Below are 25501 nucleotides of genomic sequence, written 5' to 3'. Positions count from 1 at the left end.
TCTGCAGCGGTTGAAGATCAGGGCGGCCGAAAGGCCGCCCTTTTTTCATGTCCGGGCGCTCACGCGGGCATGAACGACAGCCATGGCAAGAACAACCATGGCAAAAACCTGGTGAGCAAGACCGGCCCAGAGAGGTACCACGAGCAGCAGGGTCACGATCCCGAGCACCATCTGCGCCAGGGTCAGGCCAGCCATGGCCGTGGCCCGGCTGGCGGCCTTTGAGTTCGGTGCCGTCCGCCGCAGGGTCCAGGCATGCCACAGGGCAAAAGCCACGATGGCATAGGCAACCAAGCGGTGGTTGAACTGAACCAGCACGACATTGTCGACGAAGTTCTCAATCCATGGCGTGACCGAGAACAGGGCCGACGCTGGAGGTACGAAAGCGCCGTCCATCAAGGGCCAGGTGTTATAGGTCAAGCCAGCTTTCGAGCCGGCAACGAGGCCACCAAGCGCTATCTGGAACAGGATCAGTCCCATGAGGATGCGCGGCGCGTAGCCTGCCCGCACCTCCGGCGCAGCGGAGCGCTCCTTCAGGCCGGCCGCGACCCAGACGAGGCAGGCCAGGATGATGCTGGCGACCGTGAGGTGAAGGGCCAGCTTGATGGGCGCCACGGCCGTCATGCCGGGCTTAAGGCCCGAGGCCACCATGATCCAGCCGATGGCGCCTTGCAGCCCGCCCAGGGCCCCGATGCCCAGGAGGGTCAGGGCAAGCCTGCCTTTGATAAAACCCCTCGCCCAGAACCAGACCAGGGGCAGGAAGAACACGATGCCGAGGAGCCGGCCGAGCTGCCGATGCCCCCATTCCCAGCCATAGATGAACTTGAACTCGGACAGGGTCATGCCCTTGTTCACGAGCTCGTACTGCGAGATCAGCTTGTATTTCTCGAACTCGACCAGCCAGGCCTGTTCGGTGAGCGGCGGAATGGCGCCGGTGACCGGCCGCCATTCGGTGATCGAGAGACCTGAGCCGGTCAGGCGCGTGGCGCCGCCGACGGCGACCATCAGCACCACCAGGGCTGCAAGGGTGTAGATCCAGGCGCGGACTGCGGACAGGGAACGGGTTTGGGGCACGCGCGCCAGCGGCATGCCTTCGGTGGAGGCTGCGACAGCCATGCTCACTCTCATCATCGATTAGGGCTTGAACCCAGGATATGGACGTCACATAGAGGCTACGCCTCCCGGAGGCAATTCATGCCGGTGACGCACCGTCGGGATGAGATTTCACGAAGTTGAGGGTTTCGGGCATGGGTACGCGCGCACGCAAGCTGATCGGCACAGTGGTGATGCTGGCGTTCATCTTCTTCTACGCGCTCTTTGCCATGGCGGTCGCCGAAGGCCGGATCTCCGAGGCGCCGAAGCTCATCCAGACCGTGGCATACATCGTTCTCGGCCTGATCTGGATTGTCCCGCTCATGCCGCTCATTCGCTGGATGGCGAAGCCCGACAAGTCGTGAGGCTCAGGCCCCGCCAACTCCTTCGATAATCGTGCCGGAGCCGCCGCAGGTCTGGCACGCCGCTGCACCGATGCGGCCGCTGCCCTTGCATTCCGGGCACACATTCTCGCCGGTGCCGGGAGTGCCCGGTTTCGCCTGATCGCCGGGGTTCAGCTTCGTCCGATCGGAACCGGCCTGATCTTTCGGTGTGCTGGTCATGGCAAATCTCGCATGGTTCTCATGCGATCAACGCGGCAGCAAAACCCCGGTTCTCCACCGTTTCAAAGAAAAGGCCCGCTCGGAGGCGGGCCTGATCTGATGCTTTAATGGCAAACCCTGCGGCTGCGGTGCTCCCAGCCCCAGCCAGGAACCCACTCGCGATAGCGTTCGGTTGTGCACTGCTCCACATAGACCCGCTCGCGGACCGGACGCTCATAGTAAACCGGCTCCCGACGCTCCTCCACATAGACCGGCGGTGGCGGAGGCGCCGCGCGATAAACGACGGGCGGCTGAGGCTGAGCCACAGCGGCGCCAACGGCAGCACCTACGGCAAGACCGCCCAGCGCGCCGAGGGCCACAGCGGCACCAGGCGACAGGCGATCACGCGCTGCGGCCGGTTCGGCAACAGCCAGGCCGGAGACCAGCGCCAGAGCAGCGGCCGTGCCGGAAACAAGACGGAAGATCCTCATGATCAACACCCCGACAGAAGGGAGGCCCCATGTCTCCCTCTTCATGTCATGAGATATACTGTTCGAAACCTCTCTGAAAGCTGAACAGATTGTGGCAAAGCTTGGGTTTTGGCCGATCTTGCCGGAATGGTGAGCAACCTCTTAACGCGAGTTAAGCGACCGATCAGGCGGCCGCAGTCCGCAGCGGCACCGAGAGGAGCACGCGCACCAGATCCGCCTGCCGGTTGGTGTCCGTCTTGCGGAACAGGTTCTTGAGGTGGAACACGACGGTGGTCTGAGCCACCTCGAGTTCCTCTGCAATCTGGTCCAGGCGCTTGCCGTCGATCAGCATCAGCGCGACGCGCGTCTCGGATGGCGTCAGGTTGTACAGGCGGACGAGCGTGTCGCCGGAAACCTTGGCGCGCTGCTCCGTGTCGATGACGAGAAGCACCACAGCCTCGGGCCGCTCCTCGGGCGAGAAGCGCTGGCCTGGGATCAGCACGAGATAAGGCCGTCCGCCCGAGACGCGCGGGAAAGAGATGATTTCGTCAAGGGTTTCCTCCTCGAAGGCTTTCTCGATGGCTGAATAGAGCTTGCTGTTCTGCTTGGCCACGGAGCCTTTCAGGATGCCCTGCGATGCGCTCAAGCCATCGTCCTCGGCGAGAATGCGCTGCGCCTCCTTGTTCATCACCCGAACCTCGCCGGCCTCGTTGACGATCACGACGCCCACAAGGAAGCGGTCGAAAGCGAATGTGGCCTTGTAGAGAGCATCGACGGTGCGCCCCTGAGAGGCCTTGAGAATTTCCTGCCAGGATTCCTCAGCCCGATGAACGGCGCTCGACTGCACCCGAGCCACCTGATCGAGGCGGGCAGCGACCGTCGCGAGCAGGATCTCGTAGTCGATGGGCTTGACCAGGTAGTCGTCCGCTCCGGCCTGCTTTCCGGTCAGGACGTCGTTGCGCTCGGCGAGAGCCGTGAGGAAGATGAAGGGAACGTCCACCATGCTCCCCTGCTCGCGCAGGGCCTTGAGAACATCGTAGCCGCCAAGGCCCGGCATGGTGATGTCGCACAGGACCAGATCCGGACGATGCTTTTCGAGAAGCGCCAGCGCCTCGCTGCCGTTGGCTGCCTGCAGCACGCGATAATTGGCGGCTTCCAGTTCCTCGGCGATATCGCTCCGGAGATCGTTTTCGTCTTCAACGCAGAGAATTGTTTGTTGTTTTGTCATGATCGTGGTCACTCATGCAGCCTGCTGCGCTTGATCCGCATTGGCGATGGGTAGGTCGAAGGTGAACAGGGAGCCGGCCGCCTCGTAGCTCTCAACATGGATCTCGCCTCCATGGAGGTGCATGATCCGCTGGGCGAAGTTCAGGCCAATGCCGGTGCCGGCAATACCGGAGGCGGTGCTGGCGCGATAAAAGCGCTCAAAGATCTTCGGCAGTTCGCCTGCCGGAATTCCGATGCCCCAGTCGCGAACGGAACAATGGGCTCTGGAACCATCCATCCAGATCTTGATCTCGACGACAGGCGAGGCTCCGGAATACTTGATGGCGTTGGACAGAAGGTTCACCACAACCTGCTCGATCAGCATGCCGTCGCAATAAACGCGGACAGGCGCATCCGGCACGTCGAAACGAATATCGGCCTGATCGCTGACCTCCCGCTGCCGCTCGCAGATGTCCATGACCAGATCGACTAGGTTGTAGGATGCCGGATTCAGCTCGATCGTTCCGGCATCGAGCTTGGCGGCATTCAGAACGCTGTCCACTAGGCGCGTCAGCCTGGTTCCCGCATTGCGGATCTTCTGGACCCGGGTGACGAGTTCGTCCTGGGTCAGCGCCGCGCCGCGTCGCAGGATGCGCTGCGCGCTTGAGTCCAGGATGGCGAGCGGTGTCCGGAACTGGTGAGACACCATCGACACGAAGCTGCGATAGGCGTTCGTCGTCTCGCGCTCGCGCTCGAGCGCGGACTCAAGGGCCTTCGCAACCTGCTTGTAGCCGCTGATATCGGTCAGGCGGACGAAGATCGTGGCTCCATCGGCCTTCGTGAGGGAGAGCCGGTGCCAAGTGTCCTTCTTCACCAGGAGATCGAATTCGAGTTCCTCGAACGGTGCCTGGGCTTTCACGAGGCGCAGATCGGCTCCCTCGCACATGGCGAAGCACCGCAAGAACACGGGTAGGCTCATATCCTCGGCACACCACAGGGACACGGGAGCCGCCGCCCAGATCTGCTCGTTGGCGAAGAGCAGCTTGCCGGTCCAATCGAAGGCCGCAAAGCCTTCGGAGGCGGAGTTGATGGCTGCGATCAGGCGGCGCTCGGCCTGACGCAAGGCCGCGGTTCTTTGGAGAACCTTGATCTCGAGATCGAAGTTCTGCCGCTCAGCCTGCTTGCGCGCAAGCCACTGCTCGGTCACATCGCGGAGGAAGGCAATGCCCAGCTTCCGCTCAGCCATGAAGATGGGGAAGCTGTTGATTTCCAGGCAGCGCTCGTGACCTTCCGACGTCGCAGCCTCGTGCTCCAGGATCGAGCTGGCACCTTCGGTAGCCTGAGTCAGGGCAGCGACGATTTCGGGCTTGCTGAACAACCGGTCCAGATTCTCCATACGCTGGCCGATCGCCTGGTCCGGCTTGACATTCAGCAAGTCCTCCATGCCCGGATTCCACAGCAGGCACCGGAGCCGGCTGTCGAACATGATGATGCCCTGGTTGCTGATGTTGTTGATCACCAGGTCTGACAACTCCTGCTCCTGCTTGAGCAGCTGCTTGGCCTGGCTCGCCTCCTGGACGCCCTTGAAAAGGCGAATAAGAAGGAAGGCAGCGCTTAGAACAATGCCCATCAGGAAGGCAAAGCCTTCGAACATCACCTGCAGATAGCCGGATCGCTCCAAGGCAGTCTGATCGTGGCTTGACGTGACCATTCGATTGGCAGCGTCCCTCAGCCGGGATGCGAGCTGCTTCATCTGCTCGCGAAGCTTCACCGCAGCTTGGGCGTTGGTCCCATCCCGAAGCAGCGGCTCCGCCGTTGTGAGCTGGGTGTAGGCCTGCTTGATGTCTGGTGTAACGCCAACATCGTCCATCAGCTTGCCCTGGCGCCCTTCGAGCAAAACCGACAACCGGCTGATCAGGATGCTGCTTCGAAAGCCCGGCTGCTGCTCCGGCGTGTTGAAACCTTCGTTTGCAGCCGCACGGGTCAATGTCTCGGCAAAAACGGAAGCCTCGAATTGAGCCTGGGTGACAAACCAAAGCGTTGTGAAGGAGCCATCGTTCCGAAACTTGTGCTCCATCTCGAACAGGCGCGCGACGGTAAAGCCAAGGCACACGATCAGGCTTGCGGTTGCAAGAAGCGTGACCAATGCCGCCTTGTAGTTATGTAAGCTGAACCGCATGACTACTCGACATGAATCTTGTTGAGCTGCCAAACCCAACGGTAATCATATCTGGCGTCCTGAAGAACTTTGTGAGCATCCCTCGGATAAACGATCCATAACGGTCCCTTGTCGCGGATCGTCAGCATTCGGCCATCCACCTTCGTCGCGAGGATGGGCTCGAATTTAAGGTCCTCCACGGGAATGACCGCGGCATAGTCGTTTAGGGCCGATGCTCTCAAGCTCTTGCCCTGGAATCCAATCCTTTCCAGCAACGCGCGAAGGGGGACCCCCTCGAAAAACTGGGGCACCTCGGACACCTCAGATCGTGTAGCAAAAGATGCCTTGCCGAGCCCCTCCAGCGTTTCCAAGTCGAACAAGGCAACGCCGTTGCCGTTGGTCTGCTCGATCTTGCCGGACACGGTCAGCACGACGGGCCCCTTGGGCAACGGCAACGGCTCTGTCGCGGAAGACAGACCGCTCATGCCCATGGCTATTGCAAAAGATAGAAGCCCGATGAGTGGACGCATCAGTTCCCATTCAGCGACAGATTATAATATAACGGCCTCATCTTCTCCGATTTCGTCGAAAAAATCTAGAAGGATCAAGGAGAAAAGGCGCGGGGCGTGACTTTGATGAATACTACTCACTCGTTAATACATTTCGAGTGAATTTGTTAATATTCCAAAGTAAGCTTGCATATTCGAGTGCAACATTGACAATAATACTGAGGGTTTCACCAATCCTCCTTCAAAATTTGCATCCGTGAGAAGCAAAGCCAGGCAGGTTGAATTAAGCTGGCACCGGTAGTCCGCATATCCAGCTTTGCAAGCTTGGCCGCAGAAGTTATAATCAGGTCAAATCAATAGAGGATTGCTGTCGGCTGATCGAGCCCAACAGGAGATAACTATGCGTAAGTTCATGATGGCCCTGGTTGGCGTGGCCATGTTGGCCCCTGCCCTCCCGGCCAGTGCAAGCCCCGTTCAAGCCCGTCCCCTTCCCCAGGTCGAGCAAGCCTACCCGAACGAGAGCTATGCCCAGTATTATCGGCGCGGGTATCGCCCCTATTACCGTGACCGGTACTACTATCGCCGGGACAATGGCGCTGCCGTTGCGGCGGGTGTCGCTGGCCTTGCTGCCGGCGCCCTGATCGCCGGCGCGATCGCCAGCCAAGCTCAGCCTGCTGCTCCGCAGCCGCCCGGCATTGTCGATCCGCAGGTTGCAGCTTACTGCGCCCGCAAGTACCGGTCCTACGACCCTGCGAGCGGAACATTCCTCGCGTCTAACGGAATGCGGTACGTCTGCACTTATCCGTAATTCTCTGCTGGACATCTCTTCTCAAGCCCTGCGGCAGTCCTCTGCCGCAGGGTTTCTGCTTATGTAACACACCCCTGCCCTGGGCCTTTACCTCGCGGAGACACGCCTTAGAACAACACACGAGGCAGTAAGATCAGCAAGATGCCCAACAATGAAACGGGAAGGCTCAGGGACAACTCCATGGCTCAAGATTCTGATAACGGCGGAACCGTTATTCCTCCAACCGAGGCCGCCATCCTGACCTCCGGCAACATGACGGATCTTGAGCTGATCCTTCCGGATATGGGTGACAGCGACCTGCCGGAGATCGCCATCTTTCTCGTGGCCTGCGCGATGCGTTTTCACAGCGATCCCGACTTCGTCCAGGAACAGCTTGAGTGGCTGGTCCAGGCCCACGATTCCGAGGTGGATGAAGGCATGAAACCAGACCAGCTCAACTCCGCCAACGACGATTGATGTTCTTGCGCCTTCAGATGCCAGGTTAGTCTACGAACTCCACCGGGGTGCCCTTCTCGACCATCCCGGCCAGTTCCTGCACGTCCCAGTTCGTCAGCCGCACGCACCCTTGGGAGTAGGCCTTGCCGACCTTCTCAGGTTCGGGCGTGCCGTGGATGCCGAAGGACTCGACCGACAGATCGATCCAGGTGCTGCCGACAGGATTGTTGGGTCCCGGCTTGATCTCGAACTTCTCCTTCGCCTTCACGCCTTTGAAGGCATAATCCGGGTTGTAGGTGTAGTTCGGATTCTTTGCGACAGCCCGGACGGTATGGGAGCCGCTGGGCGCCGGCTTCTCCTCGCTGCCGATGGAAGCAGGATAAACCGCCATTACGGCACCGTCCTTGCCCAGGGCGCGCAAGACCTTCTCGCTTTTGACGATCTGGATTTTGGCCACCTTCTCCTTTTTCCCGGGATCGGCCTTCGCGTCCACACTGGCGACAACAACATTCGTGCCGGCCTTGTCGAAAGCCTTGTCGGGGTTCAAAGCCTTGAGCAGGTCGACATCCATGTGGAATTTCTCGGCCAGAAGCTCCGCTGGACTGGAATAGGCGAGCCGGTCCAGCTTCGCCTGATCTTCCAGTTTGTCCGGGATTTCGACGAAGGGGCCTTTCACGTCCTCGTCGGTGATCGTGTATTCGCTCAGCACCGGCTCAGCCGATGTTTCCGCGAGCTTTTTCCAGACTTCCTCGTCGAGCGCTCCGTCCGGTTTGAGTTCATGGGTCTTCTCAAAGATTTTGAGCGCGTTCTGAAGGTTCTCGCCGTTGTGCCCGTCGATGACGCCGGGCGAGAAGCGGGCCCGGTCGAGCAGGACCTGGGCCTTGATTAGAACCGGATCGATCTCCTTGCCCTTGCCGCTCTTGGCTCCCCACTCGGCGCCGTTCACCGCTTCCGGTTTGAGATCTTGAGGCGCGGCCAGTGCAGGACCAAGGAAGCACAGGACCCCAAAAGCAGCATAGGCTGTCGACTTCATGAGAGACTCCACAAGCAATGTCATGAACGACAAAGCCGGGGAACGCCTCCCTGTTCCCGCAATCTACTGGCAGATCCTGTAGTCCCCCTTGCGTTCGCGCAGGTCGAGGTGAAGGTGATCGCCGTGGGCCGCGTCCGAGCCCGGGCCGAGCACCGTGTTGAAGATGGGACAGGCGGCCTTCTGGATGGCAGACTGAAAAGTCGCTTCCGGCGAGCTCTCGGACTGCGCGGCAATCGACAGCGGCGGGCGCTTGGCGAACTCGAAGCCCATGACATCGACCCCGTTGCCGAGTGCATGCTCGCTGAGCTTGGCTCCGTTGCGCTGGTCACGGCATTGATAGGATGTTCCGATCAGAAGCTTCGTCGGCGCACTCTGGAACTGCCGCTCGGCCTCGGGAGCAACCACCTCGCTCATCCAGCGCGCAAGGCTCTCGGCCACTGGGCACGCCATGAGCGACGCCGGAGCAATCTCGATGCCATCGGGCAGGGATGACAGGAGGACGGGGTTCTCGACACTGCACCGTCCCTCCTGCACAGGAGGCCGCTTCTCGAACCGCAATCCCAGCTTGGTGAGCCTGTCGAGACAGGCGCTGTGGGCGTTGTCGTCGGACTCCGTCTTTTCGACAGGCGTATCGGCAGCAGGTGGGCTTTCGGATCGGGGTTCGGAAGCGGGCGTTTCCGGCCGGTCGGGGCGCGGCGGCGGCAGGGGCGCTGTTGGCGCCTGTGCCCAGGCAGCGGATGCCAGCATCAGCAGCAGAACCATGTTGCCGCTCACTCGCCCTGCCCTGCGGCTCCGAAGGTTCATCACAACTCCAATTTTTCGCCTGTCAGTTCTATAACCCTCATGCGCCGAGCTTAAGTTCCCGCTCAGCCTTCTGCGCGTCTTGTTCCGATGCCGGAACGCACCAAAATCCTGTGGAGGATTGGAGGGCCCAGCATGAGGGCATTCCCGGGAATGGATACCGGTTCGGACAGGAGCCTTGCGCTCGTCTCAATATCGACCCAGGAGCATGAGAGCTCCCGCACGAAGCGCGTCGAAGAACTCGAGGCGCGGATTGCCCGGTTGCAGACAGAGCTTCAGGAAGCCGAGACCGAACTTGAGCGCGAAAGGACACGCCTGCCCGCACCCGGCGATTTCGTCCGCTGTCCTCTGACGAACTTCTTCGGACGCGTGACGAAGATTACGCCTCGGCCTCATGGACGTCCCTGGATCGAGATCGTTCCTTATCTCGGGCCTGACCTGCCAGGTCATTCGACCATGGATCTCTTCGACAGTTGGGAACTGATCGACCCTCCCTCAAAGGAGGCAGCGGCGCAGGGCGAGGCTGAAAACTCCTTGAAGCTGCCGACCATTGCTCCCTTCATGCCAACGGGCAGGCCTGCGCGCGGCCATGAGCTTGGAGAGGACGACATCGAAGTGTCGCTTCAAAGGCTCTGGACACCGGTCAGGGGTGCCTCATCGTAGTTCTGAAGCCTGCCGATATACCTGCAACAATTCCACGCATGTTGCGTTTGCCCTCCGGTTTCGCCACCTGAGACGCCAGCGAAGCCCCCGCCGCATGGCACTCGGAAGACCTGATCTCCCGGCCTCTTCCCTGCACCTGCCATCGCATGAGCGACCACTTGGATGATGGGAAGACAGCGATGGCAGAGGATGGGCAGAATGTACGGCTCCAGGTCGCGAATGCCCGACCCGACGACTCTGGGCGAGGCATCGCCCGTATGAGCCGGCAGGCACTGGCCGAGATCGGGGTGCAGGAAGGCCAGGCCGTTGAGATCATCGGAAAGCGCCACACCACGGCCATCGCAGTCACGCCCTATGCCGAGGACGAAGGTCTCACCATCGTGCGCCTCGATGGCCTGCAGCGCGTGAATGCAGGTGTCGGCAGCGGCGACCATGTGGAGGTCAAACGAGCCGATGTCCGCCCCGCGACCCGCGTCGTGCTCGCACCGGCCCAAAAGGGGCTGCGGCTTCAGGGTTCCGGCGATGCGCTGAAACGCACGTTCTACCAGCGCCCGCTCACGGCCGGCGACGTGATCTCCACCTCCGTGTACTCGCAGCGTTCGACCGATCAGCGCCTGCCGGAGGAGTTGCGTGGCCTGCTCAACATCCCGGCCTACGGCCTTCAGGAGATCCGCCTCGTCGTTGTCACGACTCAGCCGCGTGGCATCGTGCACGTGACAGCGGAAACCGAGATCGAGCTGCGTCCGCAATTCGAGGAGCCGCGGGAGGCCCGCCGTGCCGATGTCACCTATGACGATATCGGCGGTCTCGGCAACACGGTGGATCAGCTCCGCGAGATGGTGGAACTGCCGCTTCGCCACCCCGAGCTGTTTCAGCGTCTCGGGATCGACCCGCCCAAGGGTGTGCTGCTCTACGGTCCGCCCGGCACCGGCAAAACCCGGTTGGCGCGGGCGGTAGCCAACGAGACGGAGGCGCAGTTCTACCACATTGCCGGCCCCGAAATCATGGGCCGTCACTATGGCGAGTCGGAGCAGCGGCTGCGTCAGGTGTTTCAGGAGGCGCAGCAGAATGCACCTGCGATCATCTTCATCGATGAGATCGACAGCATCGCGCCCAAGCGCGAGGAGGTGACCGGCGAGGTCGAGCGGCGCATCGTGGCGCAGCTTCTCACCCTCATGGACGGCCTGGAGCCGCGGCAGAACATCGTGGTGATCGGCGCCACCAACCGTCGCGAGGCCATCGACGAAGCGCTGCGCCGACCGGGCCGGTTCGATCGCGAGATCGTCATCGGCGTGCCGGACGAGCCGGGCCGCCGCGAGATCATGGGCATTCACACCCGCGGCATGCCCTTGGCCGAGGACGTGAACCTCGATGAGATCGCCCGCATCTCTTACGGTTTCGTCGGAGCCGATCTTGCGGCGCTCTCCCGCGAGGCCGCCATGGACTCGCTGCGGCGGATCCTGCCGGGCATCAGCCTGCGTGATGGCATCCCGTCGAACGTGCTGGAGAGCCTGCAGGTGAACCGGCAGGATTTCATGAATGCCATGAAGCGCGTCCAACCGTCCGCGCTCCGCGAAATCATGATCCAAGTGCCCAACGTCACCTGGGACGATATCGGCGGTGTCGAGGAGGCACGCACCCGCCTGCGCGAGGGCGTAGAGCTTCCTCTCAAGAGCCCCGAGTCCTTCCGCCGCCTCGGGATCCGGCCGGCCAAAGGATTCCTGCTCTTCGGCCCACCCGGAACCGGCAAGACGCTGCTGGCGAAAGCAGTTGCCCGGGAAGCCCAGGCCAATTTCATCGCGACGAAATCCTCCGACCTCCTGTCCAAGTGGTACGGTGAATCTGAGCAGCAGGTCTCCCGCCTCTTCGCCCGCGCCCGTCAGGTCGCCCCGACGGTGATCTTCATCGACGAAATCGACTCACTGGCTCCCATACGCGGCGGCGGCCTCGGCGAACCTGCCGTCACGGAGCGGGTGGTCAACACGATTCTGGCCGAAATGGATGGCCTTGAGGAGTTGCAGGGAGTCGTCGTGCTGGCGGCAACGAACCGCCCCACTCTCATCGACCCTGCCCTGCTGCGGCCGGGCCGCTTGGACGAGCTGGTCTATGTGTCGGTTCCCGATGCCAAAGGCCGGCGGCACATTCTCAACATCCACACCAAGGCGATGCCGCTGGGACCTGATGTCGATCTGGACAGCATCGCCGAACGAACGGACCGGTATACGGGGGCTGATCTTGAGGACCTGACGCGCAGAGCCGGCCTCATGGCCCTTCGTGAGTCACTGCAAGCCCAGCAAGTGACCATGGCTCATTTCGAGAGTTCGCTGCGCGAGACGCGCCCCTCCGTGACCCCAGAGATGGAGCGGGAATATGAGCAGCTGGTCGGCACCCTCAAGCAGACGGGGCCGCAGCGCCAGGCCATCGGCTTCCTGCCCTTGAGGCAGGCGGCCGAGTAGGCTGATCGCTTGAACAGAAAAAAGGGCGCGGACCCGCAGGTCCACGCCCTTCAATGGGGAGTTGGAGCTTACTGCGCGCAAGCCACCGGAATGCGAGTGTTGGACTGCCGATCAAGAACCGTGCGGCACGGCACGCCATTCACCGTCCGGATCTCATGCGGCGCCGCATAGGGGAACGGCGAAGCCGGGGTGCCGGATACGGGAGCGCCCATCATGGGGCCGACCGGAGCGGGAGCGATGCTGCCCGTTGCAACCACGTCAGTGTCCATGGCCATGGGAGCAGCCGAAACACCCGCCACAGGACCGGCGCAAGCGACCGGAATACGGGTCTTCGAGCTATAATCATAAACGGTACGGCACGGCACGCCGTTGATCCAACGGATCTCATGCGGAGCCGCATACGGGAACGGGGAATTCGGCGTTCCGGAAGCCGGCTGAGCAACGGCAGAGCCAATCCCGGAAAGGGCCATCAGGCCGGCGCCAGCAATGAGTGCGATCCTCTTCATAGAAGTCTCCTGTGCTTGGTTTAGGCATGGCTTCTCGCCATAAGAACACAGGCTTAACGCATGCGGGCCGAATGGTTTCCAAGCGTATTCTTGCCCCACGGAGTTGTGATTGTCGCAATATAAAAGCCCAAGCTTGGGTATTGTTAAGCCTGCGACCCTTACATTACCTTATAAACTACGCCTCCGGGCGTGCGAATTCGCACAGAAAACAAGAACAACGTTTGTGCTTGATGGACTAAATTGTTTCTAAGGTAAGCCAATCTTGAAAGTGTAAAGCTTTTTCTCGCGCTAACCCGCGCCGGCTCTAGTGGCAAGCCACAGCCCAGTGACGACACCTGCGAGCCCGAGAAAGACGCCAAGGGTAAACGACTCGCTGAGGAGGAGCGCACCGAGCAGGGATGCCGTGACAGGGCTTAGGGACAGGAAAACGGTCACGCGGGTCGGCGTCGTATGCTTGAGCGCCCAGAGCCACAGAACGTAGCCGATGCCGCTTGAGAGGCCGATCAGCAGAACAACAATCCAGCCGCGCTGACCGAGGTGCGTTCCTTGCGTGAAGAGCCCCTCCAGACCTGCCGGACCGGCCAGGAACACAACAGAGGCCAGCATCGCCACGGCCCCGATCGGCAGGGTGGGATAGCGTGAGAGGTAAGGGCGATACAGCACGGAACTCACGGCGCCGCAAAGCGCCGCGGCAAGCACGAGGAGCGCTCCGACAACATCGCTTGTGCCGTTTGTGGCAATCAGCCTCTCGCCCAAGGCTATCGCAACCCCGATAACGGTCAGGAGCACACCGGCGGTTTTGAGGCCTGTCAGACGCTCGCGCCCGAGATATGCCGCGATGACCATGGTCATCAAAGGAAAGGTGGAAAACAGGAGCGCTGCGCGCGTGGACGAGATGAACTGGAGGCCGAGATTCAGAAGAGCGATGAGAATGCCGAATTGAACAATTCCGAGCCCCATGACGGCGAGAAGGTCACGAGATGCGAACCGCACTCGCCCGCCTGCGATCACGAATGGCGCAAGGCACAGGACGGCGATGGCGTAGCGCAGGAAAGCCAGGGATGCCGGACCGATGTCATGAATGACGAAGCGGCTCGCCACCAGGGCCGCCCCAACCTGAACACCCGTTGCTGCGGCAGCCGCTAGGGCGAGTGTTTCATGCCGTCTCACAGGTCGAGATCCCAGGTCTGCCCGACGAGATCTTTGCCGAACGAATGATGCGCTTCTTCTTTCACCAGACGGAAGCCTGTCGCCTGATAGATTCCGCGAGCCGCCACGAGCACGTCGTTGGTCCAGAGGGTCAGCGTTCGATATCCCTTGGATCGGGCGAAGGCGATGCACTCGTCGACAAGCCGGCGTCCGAGGCCAAGCCCTCTTGCTGAGGGCTCCACATAGAGCAGCCGGAGTTTGGCGACCTCGTCCGAGTGACGCACCAGGAAAACGCTGCCGACGATCTCGCCGTCCCGCTCCGCAATCCAGCAGCGCTCCCGCTCCAGATCGAAGGCTCTGACGAACGAGGCGGCAATCTCCGCGACCAAAGCCTCGAAGGTCTCGTCCCACCCGTATTCCTGCGCATAGAGCAGCCCCTGCCGGTGGGCGATCCAGCCGACGTCGCCGACCCGGTGCGGCCGCAGGGTGTAGGGAACGTCCGGCACCGAGCCGCCGATGAGCCGCTCGACAACGCTCATGGCCTGGACCAGCCTCTCCTGCTCGGCGATTGAGAGCTTGGACAGCATAGCGCCGATCTGATCGGCGGACGCTTGGCTGAGAGGTTCGAAGGCCGAACGTCCGGCATCGGTGAGGGAGAGAAAAACCTGACGCCGGTCATCCTCCGACCGGGACTTCTGGAGCAAGTCGCGGCCTTTGAACTTCTTGAGGATGCGGCTGAGATAACCCGGATCGAGGCCCAGATCCTGACCCAGCGCCGCTGCGGTCAACGGTCCACGATGGGCAAGTTCGTAGAGGATGCGGACCTCGGTCAGAGAGTACTCGCTGTCGAGAAGCCCCTCGTTCAGAAGCCCGATATGACGCGTATAGAAACGGTTGAACCGTCGGACCTGCTCGACCCGACCATCCGCAGGCAGATTGGACAGTTGAGACATCGCCGCCTCCCCTGCCCATGACACTCGACCAGATAGTTGACGGAGTCAACTATCTGTCTGGCGCTGACAGCCTATGCGGCTGCATCGACAGTCAGACGCCCTTCATGAATGGCGTGGCAGGCGACACCCCCGAGGAGCGGCGGAATTTCAGCCCGGCAGCGTTCGTTGGCAAACGGGCAGCGCGCGTTGAAGGTGCAGCCGGAGGGCGGGCTGATCGGGTTGGGAATCTCGCCGCTCACCGGAATGCGCTGGCGCCCGGTCATGCCTACGTCCGGCACCGCATCGAGGAGCATCCGGGTATAGGGATGCTTCGGCTGCGCGAAGAGCTCGCGCCCGTTCGATATCTCGACGATGCGTCCCAGATACATCACGCCGATCCGGGTCGCCATGTGGCGCACCACGGCGAGGTTGTGGCTGATGAGCAGGTAGGTCAGGCCGAGGCGATCCTGCAGGTCGCGCATGAGGTTCAGGATCTGGGCCTGAACCGATACATCGAGCGCCGAGGTCGGCTCGTCGCAGACGATGAATTCTGCATTCGACGCAAGCGCACGGGCAATCGCAACGCGCTGGCGCTGTCCGCCGGAGAACTCGTGCGGGTACTTCTTGCCGTCCGCCGGGTGAAGCCCGACCAGCGTCAACAACTCGCCGACTCGATCCGTGATCTCCTTCTCCCGCTCGATCAACCGGAAGGCCCGGATGGGCTCGGCGACGATGCGGTCCACCTGCCAGCGCGGATTAAGGCTGGCATAGGGATCCTGGAAGATCATCTGAATGCGCCGGCGCAGGCGCTGGCGCTCGGCCAGAGCAGCCCTGCTCGACATGGAGACCCCGTCGATCACCACCTCGCCATTCGTCGGAGGCAGCAATCCCACCACCATGCGGGCCACCGTCGACTTGCCCGAGCCGGACTCGCCGACAAGCGCAAAGGTTTCGCCTTTGGCGATGGAGAACGAGACGCCGTCGACCGCTTTCAGAAATTGCTTCTCGCCGCCTTCCAGCACCCGGTTGAGCCAGGGCTTGGAGACGTCGAACTCACGGCGCAGGTCTTTGACTTCGACATAGGAACGTTCGGTCACGCGACGGCCTCCGACCGGACGGAAGATTGATCGTAGAGATGGCAGGCAACCCGGTGCTCGCTGTGCTGGATCGGCTCCGGCCGCTCGACCCGGCAGCGGTCAAACACATAGGGACAGCGCGGATTGAAGGGGCAGCCCGGCGGAATGGCCGACAGGCGCGGCATTGAGCCAGGGATCTGCACAAGGCGGTCCGTCTCGCTCTCCAGAGACGGGATCGCCCCCATGAGCCCCTTGGCATAGGGATGCAGCGGGTTCTGCACCACCTCCCGCACGGGACCGATCTCGGCGATGCGGCCCGCATACATCACGGCGACGCGGTCGGCGGTCTCGGCGATCACACCCATATCGTGCGTGACCAGCATGATGGCCGTGCCGTGCTCGCGCCCAAGACGCTTCAGCAGCGAGATGATCTGCGCCTGGACGGAAACGTCGAGGGCCGTTGTCGGCTCATCGGCGATGATGAGTTCCGGCTCCGCACAAAGCGCAAGCGCAATGACGACGCGCTGGCGCATGCCGCCGGAGAACTCGTGCGGATAGCTGTCGATCCGCCTCTCCGGCGCTGGGATGCCGACCTCCGCCAGGAGGTCGATGGCGCGCTTGCGCGCGCCGGAAGCGGAGAGGTTTGTGTGGGTGCGGATGGTCTCGACGAGCTGCTCGCTGACTCGGTAGAGCGGGTTGAGGCTCGTCAGCGGATCCTGGAAGATCATGCCGATGCGCTTGCCGCGCACCCGGCGCATCTCCTCGGGCGGCAGGTTGTCGATGCGCATGCCCGACAACAGGACCTCGCCGCCGGCGATGCGGCCCGGCGGATCGATGAGGCCGATGACGGCGGAGCCCGTCACCGATTTGCCGGCACCGGATTCACCGACGACGCCCAGCACCTCGCCCTTGCCAATGTCAAAGGAGATGCCGTCGATGGCCTTGAGGATGCCACGGCGCGTGACGAACTCGACGCGCAGGTCACGGACGGAGAGGACAGGTTGAGCCATGGATGTCGCCTCTCTCATCGCAGTTTCGGATTGAGCGCATCGCGCAGCCAATCGCCCAAGAGGTTGATGGCGAGCACCAGAACGGCCAGCGCAATGCCCGGGAAGGCCACGATCCACCACTCGCCGGAGAACAGATAGTTGTTGCCGATGCGGATGAGCGTGCCGAGCGACGGCATGGTCTCGGGCATGCCGGTGCCGAGGAACGACAGTGTCGCCTCGGTAATGACGGCAAGTGCCAGGTTGATGGTGGCGATCACCAGCACCGGACCAAGGACATTGGGCAGGACGTGCCGGAACATGATCACCGGAGTCGGCAGTCCGATGAGGCGCGCCGCAGCAATGTAGTCCTTGTTCTTCTCCACCATCACCGAGCCGCGGACGGTGCGGGCGTACTGCACCCAGAAGCTCAGACCGATGGAGAAGACCAGCACGGAGAGGGTCGTCATCTCATCGAGCTGCCCCCCGAGGACGGCTTTCACCACCCCGTCAACGAGGAGGGCGATGAGAATCGCCGGGAAGGTCAGCTGCACATCGGCGATGCGCATGATGATGGCATCCGTCGTGCCGCCCACATAGCCGGCGACCAGCCCAAGGGTGATCCCGAGCGTGGCCGAGAGCGCCACGCCAAGGATGCCGACTGTGAGCGAGATCCGGAGGCCGTAGAGGATGGCCGAGAAGATGTCCCGGCCCTGCTCGTCCGTACCCAGCACAAACGGCATCTGCCCTTCCGCATCCCAGATCGGCGGCAGCCGGCTGTTCATGAGCTCCAGCTGCGCGGGATCGAACGGATCCTGCGGCGACAGGACTCCTGCCAGGATGGCGGAAGCCATGAAGAGACCGGTCAGGACGGCGGCCACCATTGTGAGCTTGGAGCGCTTGAAGCTCGCCCAGACGTCGCTGTCGAAGAAGCGGCCGGCCCATGTGGTGGGCGGGGAATGCGGCGTGGGAGCCGCCTGGATTGCGTCTGCCATTCTTCCCTCCTCAGGCCGGCTGCCGGATGGACGTTCTCAGGCGGGGATCGACGATCGTGTAGAGGATGTCGACGGCGAGGTTGATCAGGACGAAGATGAGCGCCACCAGCATCAGGTAGGCTGCCATGATTGGAATATCGACGTTCTGCACCGCCTGCACGAACAGAAGACCCATCCCGGGCCACTGGAACACGGTCTCGGTGATGATTGCGAAGGCAATCACCGAGCCGAACTGCAGGCCCACGATGGTGATGACCGGAACCAGCGTGTTCTTGAGCGCATGTCCGAAATGAATGGCCCGGGTGGTGAGCCCCCTCGCCCGTGCGAACTTGATGTAGTCGGTGCGCAGCACCTCCAGCATCTCGGCCCGGACGATGCGCATGATCAGGGTCATCTGGAACAGGCCTAGCGTGATCGACGGCATGATCAGAGCCTTCAGGCCCGAGGTAGTGAGAAGCCCCGTCGACCACCACCCCAGGCGAACCGTGTCGCCGCGCCCGAAGGACGGCAGCCATCCAAGGATGACGGAAAACAGATAGATCAGCAGAATGCCGATCAAAAAAGTGGGCAGCGAGATGCCGATCAGCGAGATCGTCTGGAATACCTTGGCCAGGAAGCTGTCCCGTTTCAGGCCTGAATAGACCCCCATGAGCACGCCGAATCCGATCGCAAAGAGGGTTGCGCAGAAGGCCAGTTCCAGGGTGGCGGGCATGCGCTCGGCCAAGAGGTCCGAGACGGGCTGCCGGAACTGGTAGGACACGCCGAACTCGCCTTGAACGGCACGAGAAAGATAACGGGCGAACTGCACCGGAACCGGGTCATCGAGGCCGAGGGAGCGGCGGACCTGTTCCCGCTCCGCCGCGGGGGTGTCGAGGGAGACGATCTGGTTCACCGGATCGCCGGCGAAGCGGAACATCGCGAACGAAATGATGCCGACGGCCAGGAGAACGCCAATGGCCTGCAGGGCACGTCGGATGACAAAAGCAAACATGCACAATCTCTTGATCGCTGCGCCTCGGGCGAGCCTTTCGTCCGGGGCCTTCGAATGAATTGTCCCGGGCAGCGCGCTGCCCGGGACATGCGATCAGGCGCGGACTATTCCTTCTTCTGGGCCCAGTAGAGCAGCACCTGGTTGTCGGCGCGCTGGGTCAGCGTCACCTTGTTCGAGACGCCCCAGGCGAGGGCCTGCTGGTGCAGCGGGATGTAGGAGTAGTCTTCGGTCGAAATCTTGTACGCTTCCTTGATCATCTGGTCGCGCTTCTCCTTGTTGCTCTCGACCAAGATCTTGTCCGTCAGCTCGTCATGCTGCTTGTTGCAGTAGTTGCCGAGATTCGACTCGCCGCGCGAGGATTGCGCGTTGTCGCGGCAGCCCTGGATGTCGAACAGCACGTTGTGGCTGTCGAAGGTGCCCGGCGTCCAACCCAGCAGGTAGAAGGACGTGTTGTAGTTGCCGGACTTCAGCACCTTGGCGAAGTACTGCGCCTTGGGCTGGGCCATCAGGTTCACCTTGACGCCGGCGCGGGCCAGCATGCCGACGACGGCCTGGCAGATCGCCTCGTCGTTGACATAGCGGTCGTTCGGGCAGTCCATGCCGACCTCGAAGCCGTTCGGGTAGCCCGCATCGGCCAGGAGCTTCTTGGCAGCCTCGACGTCATATTTCGGGCGCTCGAAGTCCTTCGAGAGCGCGAAGATCTGAGGCGCGATCATGAGAGCCGAGGGCGTCGCCATGCCGCGCATGACGCGGGACTTGATGGTCTCGATGTCGATGGCCTTGTAGAAGGCCTCGCGCACGCGCTTGTCCTTGAAGGGGTTCTTTCCCTTCACGTTCGAGAACAGAAGCTCGTCGCGGGTCTGGTCGAAGCCCAGGAAGATGGTGCGCAGCTCGGGGCCTGCCTGCACCTTCGCGTTGGCGCTGCTATTGACGCGCTGGACGTCCTGCAGCGGAACCGGCTCGACCACGTCCACCTCGCCCGAGAGCAGCGCAGCCACGCGTGTGGCATCGGATGCGATCGGGGTGAAGACGATCTCGTCGAGGTTATGCTCGACCTTGCCCCACCATTCCTTGTGCGGCTTGAAGACGGTCTTCACGCCGGGCTGGTGGCTTTCGATCTTGAACGGGCCGGTGCCGTTGGCGTTCAGCGAGGCGTAGCTCGGCGTCGTCGCAGCAGCCGGGGTCGGCGCAACGCTGTTGTTCGCCTCCGACCACTCCTTGTCCATGATGTACCAGGTGTCCCACTGGGCATTCATGATCGGGTTGGGCGACTTCAGCTTCACGTCGACCGTGTGGTCGTCGACCTTCACCCATTCGGAGCCGCTCGGCACGCGGGTCTGGAAGTTCGAGCCCTGGGCGCGTACGCGGGTAGCCGAGAAGATCACGTCATCGGCGTTGAACGGATTGCCGTTGTGGAACTTCACGTTCTTGCGCAGGAACAGGCGCCAAGTCATGCCGTCTTCGCTGATCTCCCAGCGCTCGGCGAGGCCCGGGATGATGGACAGGTCCTTGTCGCGCTTGGTCAGGCCTTCATAGACATGTCCATGATGGGCGATCGTGGTGGTCTCGTTGAGGGTATAGGGATCGAGCGACTTCAGGTCGCCCTGGTTGGCATAGCGCAGGGTCACAGCCATGGCCGGCAGGGCAGCGCCGGTCATCAGCACGGCAACCGTGGCGGCAAGAAATTTCGTACGTTTGGTCATCGTGTCTCTTTCTCCTCTGGAAGCCCCGCGTCTGTGCGCGGTGTTCTTCTTGTCGGAAAGCCGGCCTTGGCCGCGTGCCTTCCGTCCGGGATGAAGTTAGGCAGGAAAGTGGCCGGCGGTCTAGCCCTGTCTTGGACCACCCTGCTTACCAATTAGGCACAGAGCTCCCCGATGATGCGCCGCAGCAAACGCTCGCCGGATTCCAGTTCGCTGATCTCGATATATTCATCAGGCTGATGAGCCTGGGCGATGTCGCCGGGGCCGCAGACCACCGTCGACCAGCCCGCCTGCTGGAAGATGCCGGCCTCAGTGCCGTAAGAGACGACGTGAGTGCCGTTGTCGCCTGTGAGCCTGCGCATGAGGCGCTCGGCCTCCCCGTCGGTCTCGGGCCTGAGCCCCGGCACCTCGGCGATCAGCTCGACGGCGATTCCGGTCTCCGGCCTTATCGCCTTCATCCGCGGCTCGACCACCTCCCGGATATACGCCTCGTAGCGATCCAGATAGCCGCGCGGGCTCTCCGTGGGGATCGCCCGGATGTCGCTGAAGAACCACGCGGAGGAGGACACCACGTTGGCGGCATTGCCGCCCGCCACCATGCCGCAATGCAGCGTGGTGTAGGGTGGCTCGAACGGATTGGCCGGATCGGCGCGGCGGCGGTTCTCCTCCATCACGTCCTCGTGCCAGGCAATGAGGCGGGCCGCGTTCATGACCGCGCTCACCCCCTGGTCGATCCGGCTGGAATGGACCGCGTAGCCGGTCACCTGCGTGCGCAGCTGCACGGAGGCCTTGTGACCCGTCACCACCGCATGGCGTGTCGGCTCACCTACGATCACGGCAGCAGGTTTCGGAAGCGATCGCGCCATGGCCTCCACCATGGAGGGCGCACCCCGGCAGGCGATCTCCTCGTCATAGGAGAGCGCAATATGAACCGGCCGCTTCAGGGGCATCTTCGCCATCTCGGGCACCAGCGCCAGCACGAGCGCGTCGAAGCCTTTCATGTCTGCCGAGCCGCGCCCATAGAGGCGGCCATTCTTCTCGGTCAGCGTCCAGGGATCGGTGGTCCAATTCTGCCCCTCCACGGGCACCACGTCCGTATGGCCGGAGAACACGACCCCGCCCTCCACCTTCGGGCCGATGGTGGCGTAGAGGTTGGCCTTGTCGCCCTCCGGGCTCATCACGAGAGTGCTTTCCACCCCGTGGCTGTTGAGCCAGTCCCGGCAGAAGCTGATGATGTCGAGATTGCTGCTCGTCGAAACGCTCGGAAAGGCGACCAGACGCGCGAGCATCTCGCGGGGCGATAAGGACATGTCGTGCTTCTCCCAAGGAAAGGCGTGAGCATCCGATCCCGCAGCGCGCTTGGTCAAGCCGGAATTATCACCCATACACCGGCGGCTGCCTGTTGACGCGGCGGGCCGCGCGCCACCATGATCCGCCCTCCTCCCATTCCGGCCCGACGGAGACACGATGACCACCTTTGACGTCACGCTTGCCGATATCGAAGCCGCCCGCGGCCGCATCGCCGGACGGGTCCGGCGCACGCCAGCCTTCGACAGCCCTGAGGTGTCGGCGCGGCTCGGCAGGCGTACGACCTTGAAGATGGAGGCGCTGCAGCTTGCCGGTTCGTTCAAGGTGCGCGGCGTCTTCAACAAGGTGTTCACCTTGAGCGACGAAGAGCGCCGTCGCGGGCTGGTGACGGTGTCGGGCGGCAACCATGCCATCGCGGTCGCGCGCGTCGCCGGGACGCTGGGCCTCGACGCCCTCGTGCTGATGCCGAAGGTCACGCCACGCTTCAACGTCGATCTCGCGACGAAATACGGTGCTCGCATCGAACTCTGCGACGATGCCGCCGAGGCCTTCGCCAAGGCTGAGGAGTACCAGCGCCAGGGGCGGCTGTTCGTCCACCCTTATGACGATCCGGCGATCATCGCGGGCCACGGTACCCTCGGGCTCGAATTCCTTGAAGACATCCCCGATCTCACCCACGTCTTCGTCTCCATCGGCGGCGGCGGCATGATGTCCGGCGTCGCGGCTGCCTTGAAGGCGAAGCGGCCCTCGCTGACGATTTACGGTGTTGAAACCATTGGCGCCCCGACCATGACCGAGGCGCTGAAGGCAGGCGAGCCGGTGACGATCCGCCCGACCTCCATCGCCAGGACTCTTGGTGCACCATTCGCAACCCACAGGACGGTCGCGGGCGCCAAGCTCTTCCTCAAGGAGATCATTCTCGTGGAAGACGAGCGGGTGATTGCCGATGTGAGCTGGCTTCTGCAGAAGGAAAAGCTCCTCTGCGAACCCGCTGCCGCCTGCGTGCTGACAGCGGCTGAAACCGTTGCCTCATCCCTGCCCGAGGACAGCGTGATCGGCCTCGTGCTGTGCGGCTCGAACCTGTCCCTGGACGATCTGGACGGCTGGCGTTAGGCCTCCAAGGGGGCCTGATCGCGCCAGCCATCCCCCAGGGAGCTTAAGGGTATCGGATCCAACAAGGTGCTGCCGAGTTGTCTGCAGGACAGCTCAACTGGAAAGTACCGCGCATGGTTGATCCGGCTCTCCCTGCCCCTCAGCCGGCTCCACCGCCTGCGGCAGGCTCGTCTCTCTTCACGGCCGGCGGGATCGTTCTGGCGATCGGAGCGCTCTATTTCGGCCGTGACATCTTCATCCCGTTCGCCGTCGGCATCCTCCTCAGCTTTGCGCTGACTCCTCTCGTCAACCGGCTCCGGCGATTGAGGCTCCCGAGGGTGGCTGCCGCGTTGATCGCCGTGACCCTGGCCTTCGTCCTGATCGGAGGCCTCACCTATGTGGTCGGCCGCCAGCTTGTGCAGCTCGCCAACAACTTGCCCAGCTATCAGACGACGATTACGGAGAAGATCCGCGCCCTGCAAACCTCCGCTCCCGGAGGCGGGGTCGTGGACAAGGTCACGACCACCATTCAGGACCTAAGCAAGGAAATCTCAGGGGCAGAGAAGGCGACCGACAAAGCCGCCGAGCAGGCCGGCACGGCTCTCGGGAGCCCCCCTGCCTCACAGGAGCCCGTTACCGTCCGGCTCGAGCGACCCGAATCCCAGCCGCTGGAGATCATCCAGACCATTGTCGGTCCGCTCCTCGCCCCGCTGGCAACAGCGGGTCTGATCGTCATCTTCGTCATCTTCATCCTGCTCGAGCAGGAGGATCTGCGTGACCGCTTCATCAAGCTCGCGGGCGCCGGCGATCTTCAGAAGACCACGCAGGCACTCAACGATGCGGCCGCACGGGTGAGCCGCTACCTGCTGATGCAGCTTATCGTCAACCTAACCTACGGAGTCCCTATAGGGATCGTGCTCTACTTCATCGGCGTTCCCAATGCGGTGCTGTGGGGCCTGCTGGCGGCGGTGCTGCGCTTCGTGCCCTATCTCGGTCCGTTTCTGGCCGCGACCTTTCCCATCGCGCTCGCCTTCGCGGTCGACCCGGGCTGGTCGATGCTGCTGTGGGTCGTGGGATTGTTTCTTCTCGCCGAACTTATCAGCAACAACGTCATCGAGCCCTGGCTCTATGGATCCAGCACGGGCCTGTCGTCGCTCGCCATCATCATGGCGGCGATCTTCTGGACCACCTTGTGGGGACCGGTCGGGCTCTTCCTGGCAACGCCCCTGACCGTCTGCCTTGTGGTGATCGGCCGATACGTTCCGCAGCTCGAGTTTCTCGGTGTCCTCCTCGGCAGCGATCCGGTTCTCGCCCCTGAGGAACGCCTCTACCAGCGCCTGCTCGCCGGCAATCTGGAAGAAGCCACAGAGATTGCCGAAGATTACGTGGACGAGCATTCCTCGCGCGAGTTCTACGACCATGTCGCGATCCCGGCCCTTCGCCTGGCCGAGAACGATCGCCAGCGCAGCACCACCGACACCAACTACCGGCGCGCGGTCGCGAGCACGGCCATCTGTGTGGTGAGGGAGGTCGAAGACCACGTTCGGGAGAAAACATCGTCCTCGCAGGAGGCGGATGGCGCTGACAAGGCCCCATCCTCTGCGACCAGTCCGAACAAGCCCATTCTCTGCATTGCGGGACGGACGGAGCTCGATCGGGCTGCAGCCGAGATGCTGGCGCAGGTTCTTGAGGAGAACGGAGCCGGAGCGCGAGTCCTGCCGCCGATTGCAGTGACTGAGGGTGCTTTGGCGCAACTTGACCTCACCGGAGTGGAGGTGGTGTGCCTGTCCTACCTTCACCCTCAGCCGCAGGTCTTCGCCCGCTACATCTGCCGGCGTTTGCGCCGGCGGGCGCCTCACGTAAAATTGGTCGTGTGCTGCTGGAACGCTCCGCCACAGGGAACCCACACGGAGGATTTGGCCCGGCAGATGTCCGCCGATGCGGCGATCCTGTCGCTCGATGTGTGCGTCAATCAGGTCAGTGCGTGGCTTGCACATGAGGAAACCACTTCCGATACGAGTGGCAACCAAACGCCTGCTACGATCGACAATGAGCACGAACGGCTCGCCGCCATGCAGCACCTTGGGCTTGCAGGAGGGCATCGCCATTCCTTCGATGAGGTTGCAAAACGCGTTGCCGAAGCGTTCGGCGCTCCGATCGCGCTCGTGTCGATGATCACGGAGGAGCAACAGCTCATGCCGGGCGCGCAGGGTCTGCCGCCCGATCTTAACGCCAGCCGGCAGGTTCCCCGCGAGGAGTCTGTCTGCGGCCACGTGGTGGCGACCGACGAGGTGGTCGTATCCGAGGACGTGACGAAGGACCCCCGGTTTACGAACAATCCGCTCGTGCTCGAAAAAGGCATTCGGTTCTACGCCGGAGCGCCCTTGCGCACCTCCACCGGCCTCGCCCTAGGCTCCCTGTGCGTCATTGACATGGAGCCGCGTGAGTTTTCCGATGAGGACCGCATCAGGCTGCAACAGATGGCCGACGACCTCATGGCTGAACTGGAAAGCAACTCTCAAAAGCCAAATGAACAGGGAGCACCCGCCCCCATGTCAGGGCAGAGACAGAAGCAGGATGCATCGTCCTGAGCGAA

Annotated in this window: 24 protein-coding genes; 7 read left to right on the top strand and 17 right to left on the bottom strand. The window is 62.5% G+C overall.

Features of this window, described 5'->3' with window-relative positions; genetic code table 11:
- Positions 1-45: 45 nt before the first annotated feature.
- The gene (locus tag IC232_RS09000; protein WP_190844583.1) at positions 46-1113 is read right to left on the bottom strand and encodes a COX15/CtaA family protein; all 1068 of its coding nucleotides are present in this window, start codon (positions 1111-1113) and stop codon (positions 46-48) included.
- Positions 1114-1244: 131 nt separating this feature from the next.
- Between IC232_RS09000 and IC232_RS08995 the strand changes: the two genes are divergently transcribed.
- Complete coding sequence (locus tag IC232_RS08995; protein WP_190844582.1) at positions 1245-1454, top strand: DUF2842 domain-containing protein; 210 nt, start codon at positions 1245-1247, stop codon at positions 1452-1454.
- 3 nt (positions 1455-1457) lie between these two features.
- On the opposite strand, the gene IC232_RS08990 is transcribed toward IC232_RS08995, so the two are convergent.
- The 5 genes from IC232_RS08990 to IC232_RS08970 all read right to left on the bottom strand — a co-directional run bounded on the left by IC232_RS08990 (position 1458) and on the right by IC232_RS08970 (position 5995).
- Complete coding sequence (locus IC232_RS08990; protein WP_190844581.1) at positions 1458-1652, bottom strand: hypothetical protein; 195 nt, start codon at positions 1650-1652, stop codon at positions 1458-1460.
- A 104-nt stretch (positions 1653-1756) separates the two neighbouring features.
- Entirely contained in the window at positions 1757-2122 is a 366-nt protein-coding gene (locus tag IC232_RS08985; protein ID WP_190844580.1) for a hypothetical protein, read from the bottom strand.
- A gap of 163 nt (positions 2123-2285) precedes the next feature.
- Entirely contained in the window at positions 2286-3329 is a 1044-nt protein-coding gene (locus IC232_RS08980; RefSeq protein WP_190844579.1) for a response regulator, read from the bottom strand.
- Between the two features lie 12 nt (positions 3330-3341).
- The gene (locus tag IC232_RS08975) at positions 3342-5486 is read right to left on the bottom strand and encodes a sensor histidine kinase (protein ID WP_190844578.1); all 2145 of its coding nucleotides are present in this window, start codon (positions 5484-5486) and stop codon (positions 3342-3344) included.
- Positions 5487-5488: 2 nt separating this feature from the next.
- A complete protein-coding gene (locus IC232_RS08970; protein WP_190844577.1) occupies positions 5489-5995 on the bottom strand; it encodes a hypothetical protein in 507 nt (168 codons plus the stop codon).
- A 379-nt stretch (positions 5996-6374) separates the two neighbouring features.
- Between IC232_RS08970 and IC232_RS08965 the strand changes: the two genes are divergently transcribed.
- Positions 6375-6782 (top strand): BA14K family protein, encoded by a 408-nt coding sequence (locus IC232_RS08965; protein WP_190844576.1) that lies wholly within the window; start codon positions 6375-6377, stop codon positions 6780-6782.
- A gap of 180 nt (positions 6783-6962) precedes the next feature.
- A complete protein-coding gene (locus IC232_RS08960) occupies positions 6963-7238 on the top strand; it encodes a hypothetical protein (RefSeq protein WP_190844575.1) in 276 nt (91 codons plus the stop codon).
- A gap of 25 nt (positions 7239-7263) precedes the next feature.
- On the opposite strand, the gene IC232_RS08955 is transcribed toward IC232_RS08960, so the two are convergent.
- Both IC232_RS08955 and IC232_RS08950 read right to left on the bottom strand, forming a co-directional pair.
- Positions 7264-8250 (bottom strand): L,D-transpeptidase, encoded by a 987-nt coding sequence (locus IC232_RS08955; RefSeq protein WP_190844574.1) that lies wholly within the window; start codon positions 8248-8250, stop codon positions 7264-7266.
- A gap of 63 nt (positions 8251-8313) precedes the next feature.
- Positions 8314-9054 carry an extensin family protein gene (locus tag IC232_RS08950; RefSeq protein ID WP_246812108.1) on the bottom strand — a complete coding sequence of 247 codons (741 nt, stop codon included), beginning with the start codon at positions 9052-9054 and terminating at the stop codon, positions 8314-8316.
- 132 nt (positions 9055-9186) lie between these two features.
- Between IC232_RS08950 and IC232_RS08945 the strand changes: the two genes are divergently transcribed.
- Together IC232_RS08945 and IC232_RS08940 are read left to right on the top strand one after the other, a co-directional pair.
- Positions 9187-9714, top strand: a complete 528-nt coding sequence (locus tag IC232_RS08945) for a hypothetical protein (protein ID WP_190844573.1) — start codon at positions 9187-9189, stop codon at positions 9712-9714.
- Positions 9715-9893: 179 nt separating this feature from the next.
- Positions 9894-12170, top strand: a complete 2277-nt coding sequence (locus IC232_RS08940) for a CDC48 family AAA ATPase (RefSeq protein WP_190844572.1) — start codon at positions 9894-9896, stop codon at positions 12168-12170.
- 68 nt (positions 12171-12238) lie between these two features.
- Here IC232_RS08940 and IC232_RS08935 read toward each other — a convergent pair whose 3' ends face one another.
- The 9 genes from IC232_RS08935 to argE form a co-directional block, all read right to left on the bottom strand.
- The gene (locus IC232_RS08935) at positions 12239-12676 is read right to left on the bottom strand and encodes a hypothetical protein (protein ID WP_190844571.1); all 438 of its coding nucleotides are present in this window, start codon (positions 12674-12676) and stop codon (positions 12239-12241) included.
- A 288-nt stretch (positions 12677-12964) separates the two neighbouring features.
- Positions 12965-13846 (bottom strand): DMT family transporter, encoded by an 882-nt coding sequence (locus IC232_RS08930; protein WP_190844570.1) that lies wholly within the window; start codon positions 13844-13846, stop codon positions 12965-12967.
- Positions 13843-14778, bottom strand: coding sequence for a bifunctional helix-turn-helix transcriptional regulator/GNAT family N-acetyltransferase (locus IC232_RS08925; protein ID WP_190844569.1), 936 nt, complete (start codon positions 14776-14778; stop codon positions 13843-13845). The genes IC232_RS08930 and IC232_RS08925 overlap by 4 nt, the downstream gene beginning before the upstream one ends.
- 71 nt (positions 14779-14849) lie before the next feature.
- Positions 14850-15854, bottom strand: coding sequence for an ABC transporter ATP-binding protein (locus IC232_RS08920; protein ID WP_190844568.1), 1005 nt, complete (start codon positions 15852-15854; stop codon positions 14850-14852).
- On the bottom strand, positions 15851-16843 hold the full coding sequence (locus tag IC232_RS08915; RefSeq protein ID WP_190844567.1) for an ABC transporter ATP-binding protein: 993 nt from the start codon (positions 16841-16843) through the stop codon (positions 15851-15853). The genes IC232_RS08920 and IC232_RS08915 overlap by 4 nt, the downstream gene beginning before the upstream one ends.
- A 14-nt stretch (positions 16844-16857) precedes the next feature.
- On the bottom strand, positions 16858-17814 hold the full coding sequence (locus IC232_RS08910) for an ABC transporter permease (protein ID WP_190844566.1): 957 nt from the start codon (positions 17812-17814) through the stop codon (positions 16858-16860).
- A 10-nt stretch (positions 17815-17824) separates the two neighbouring features.
- Complete coding sequence (locus tag IC232_RS08905; RefSeq protein ID WP_190844565.1) at positions 17825-18805, bottom strand: ABC transporter permease; 981 nt, start codon at positions 18803-18805, stop codon at positions 17825-17827.
- Positions 18806-18909: 104 nt separating this feature from the next.
- The gene (locus IC232_RS08900) at positions 18910-20508 is read right to left on the bottom strand and encodes an ABC transporter substrate-binding protein (protein WP_190844564.1); all 1599 of its coding nucleotides are present in this window, start codon (positions 20506-20508) and stop codon (positions 18910-18912) included.
- Positions 20509-20660: 152 nt separating this feature from the next.
- On the bottom strand, positions 20661-21815 hold the full coding sequence (gene argE / locus IC232_RS08895) for an acetylornithine deacetylase (RefSeq protein ID WP_190844563.1): 1155 nt from the start codon (positions 21813-21815) through the stop codon (positions 20661-20663).
- A 157-nt stretch (positions 21816-21972) separates the two neighbouring features.
- On the opposite strand from argE, the gene IC232_RS08890 reads away from it, so the two are divergent.
- Together IC232_RS08890 and IC232_RS08885 are read left to right on the top strand one after the other, a co-directional pair.
- Positions 21973-22926: a threonine/serine dehydratase gene (locus IC232_RS08890; RefSeq protein WP_190844562.1), complete on the top strand. Its 954-nt coding sequence runs from the start codon at positions 21973-21975 to the stop codon at positions 22924-22926.
- A gap of 113 nt (positions 22927-23039) precedes the next feature.
- The gene (locus IC232_RS08885; RefSeq protein ID WP_190844561.1) at positions 23040-25496 is read left to right on the top strand and encodes an AI-2E family transporter; all 2457 of its coding nucleotides are present in this window, start codon (positions 23040-23042) and stop codon (positions 25494-25496) included.
- Positions 25497-25501 lie beyond the last annotated feature (5 nt).

Source organism: Microvirga sp., assembly GCF_014699075.1.
In the GTDB taxonomy this organism is placed as follows: domain Bacteria; phylum Pseudomonadota; class Alphaproteobacteria; order Rhizobiales; family Beijerinckiaceae; genus Microvirga.
The sequence above is the reverse complement of the archived record's forward strand: the minus strand, read 5'-3'. Positions and strand labels throughout refer to the sequence as shown.

Excerpts from the sequence above, each read along its gene's own strand:
- IC232_RS09000 (WP_190844583.1), bottom strand. The coding sequence starts at position 1,113 with ATGGCTGTCGCAGCCTCCACCGAAGGCATGCCGCTGGCGCGCGTGCCC.
- IC232_RS08995 (WP_190844582.1), top strand. The coding sequence starts at position 1,245 with ATGGGTACGCGCGCACGCAAGCTGATCGGCACAGTGGTGATGCTGGCG.
- IC232_RS08990 (WP_190844581.1), bottom strand. The coding sequence starts at position 1,652 with ATGACCAGCACACCGAAAGATCAGGCCGGTTCCGATCGGACGAAGCTG.
- IC232_RS08985 (WP_190844580.1), bottom strand. The coding sequence starts at position 2,122 with ATGAGGATCTTCCGTCTTGTTTCCGGCACGGCCGCTGCTCTGGCGCTG.
- IC232_RS08980 (WP_190844579.1), bottom strand. The coding sequence starts at position 3,329 with ATGACAAAACAACAAACAATTCTCTGCGTTGAAGACGAAAACGATCTC.
- IC232_RS08975 (WP_190844578.1), bottom strand. The coding sequence starts at position 5,486 with ATGCGGTTCAGCTTACATAACTACAAGGCGGCATTGGTCACGCTTCTT.
- IC232_RS08970 (WP_190844577.1), bottom strand. The coding sequence starts at position 5,995 with ATGCGTCCACTCATCGGGCTTCTATCTTTTGCAATAGCCATGGGCATG.
- IC232_RS08965 (WP_190844576.1), top strand. The coding sequence starts at position 6,375 with ATGCGTAAGTTCATGATGGCCCTGGTTGGCGTGGCCATGTTGGCCCCT.
- IC232_RS08960 (WP_190844575.1), top strand. The coding sequence starts at position 6,963 with ATGGCTCAAGATTCTGATAACGGCGGAACCGTTATTCCTCCAACCGAG.
- IC232_RS08955 (WP_190844574.1), bottom strand. The coding sequence starts at position 8,250 with ATGAAGTCGACAGCCTATGCTGCTTTTGGGGTCCTGTGCTTCCTTGGT.
- IC232_RS08950 (WP_246812108.1), bottom strand. The coding sequence starts at position 9,054 with ATGAACCTTCGGAGCCGCAGGGCAGGGCGAGTGAGCGGCAACATGGTT.
- IC232_RS08945 (WP_190844573.1), top strand. The coding sequence starts at position 9,187 with ATGAGGGCATTCCCGGGAATGGATACCGGTTCGGACAGGAGCCTTGCG.
- IC232_RS08940 (WP_190844572.1), top strand. The coding sequence starts at position 9,894 with ATGGCAGAGGATGGGCAGAATGTACGGCTCCAGGTCGCGAATGCCCGA.
- IC232_RS08935 (WP_190844571.1), bottom strand. The coding sequence starts at position 12,676 with ATGAAGAGGATCGCACTCATTGCTGGCGCCGGCCTGATGGCCCTTTCC.
- IC232_RS08925 (WP_190844569.1), bottom strand. The coding sequence starts at position 14,778 with ATGTCTCAACTGTCCAATCTGCCTGCGGATGGTCGGGTCGAGCAGGTC.
- IC232_RS08915 (WP_190844567.1), bottom strand. The coding sequence starts at position 16,843 with ATGGCTCAACCTGTCCTCTCCGTCCGTGACCTGCGCGTCGAGTTCGTC.
- IC232_RS08910 (WP_190844566.1), bottom strand. The coding sequence starts at position 17,814 with ATGGCAGACGCAATCCAGGCGGCTCCCACGCCGCATTCCCCGCCCACC.
- IC232_RS08905 (WP_190844565.1), bottom strand. The coding sequence starts at position 18,805 with ATGTTTGCTTTTGTCATCCGACGTGCCCTGCAGGCCATTGGCGTTCTC.
- IC232_RS08900 (WP_190844564.1), bottom strand. The coding sequence starts at position 20,508 with ATGACCAAACGTACGAAATTTCTTGCCGCCACGGTTGCCGTGCTGATG.
- argE (WP_190844563.1), bottom strand. The coding sequence starts at position 21,815 with ATGTCCTTATCGCCCCGCGAGATGCTCGCGCGTCTGGTCGCCTTTCCG.
- IC232_RS08890 (WP_190844562.1), top strand. The coding sequence starts at position 21,973 with ATGACCACCTTTGACGTCACGCTTGCCGATATCGAAGCCGCCCGCGGC.
- IC232_RS08885 (WP_190844561.1), top strand. The coding sequence starts at position 23,040 with ATGGTTGATCCGGCTCTCCCTGCCCCTCAGCCGGCTCCACCGCCTGCG.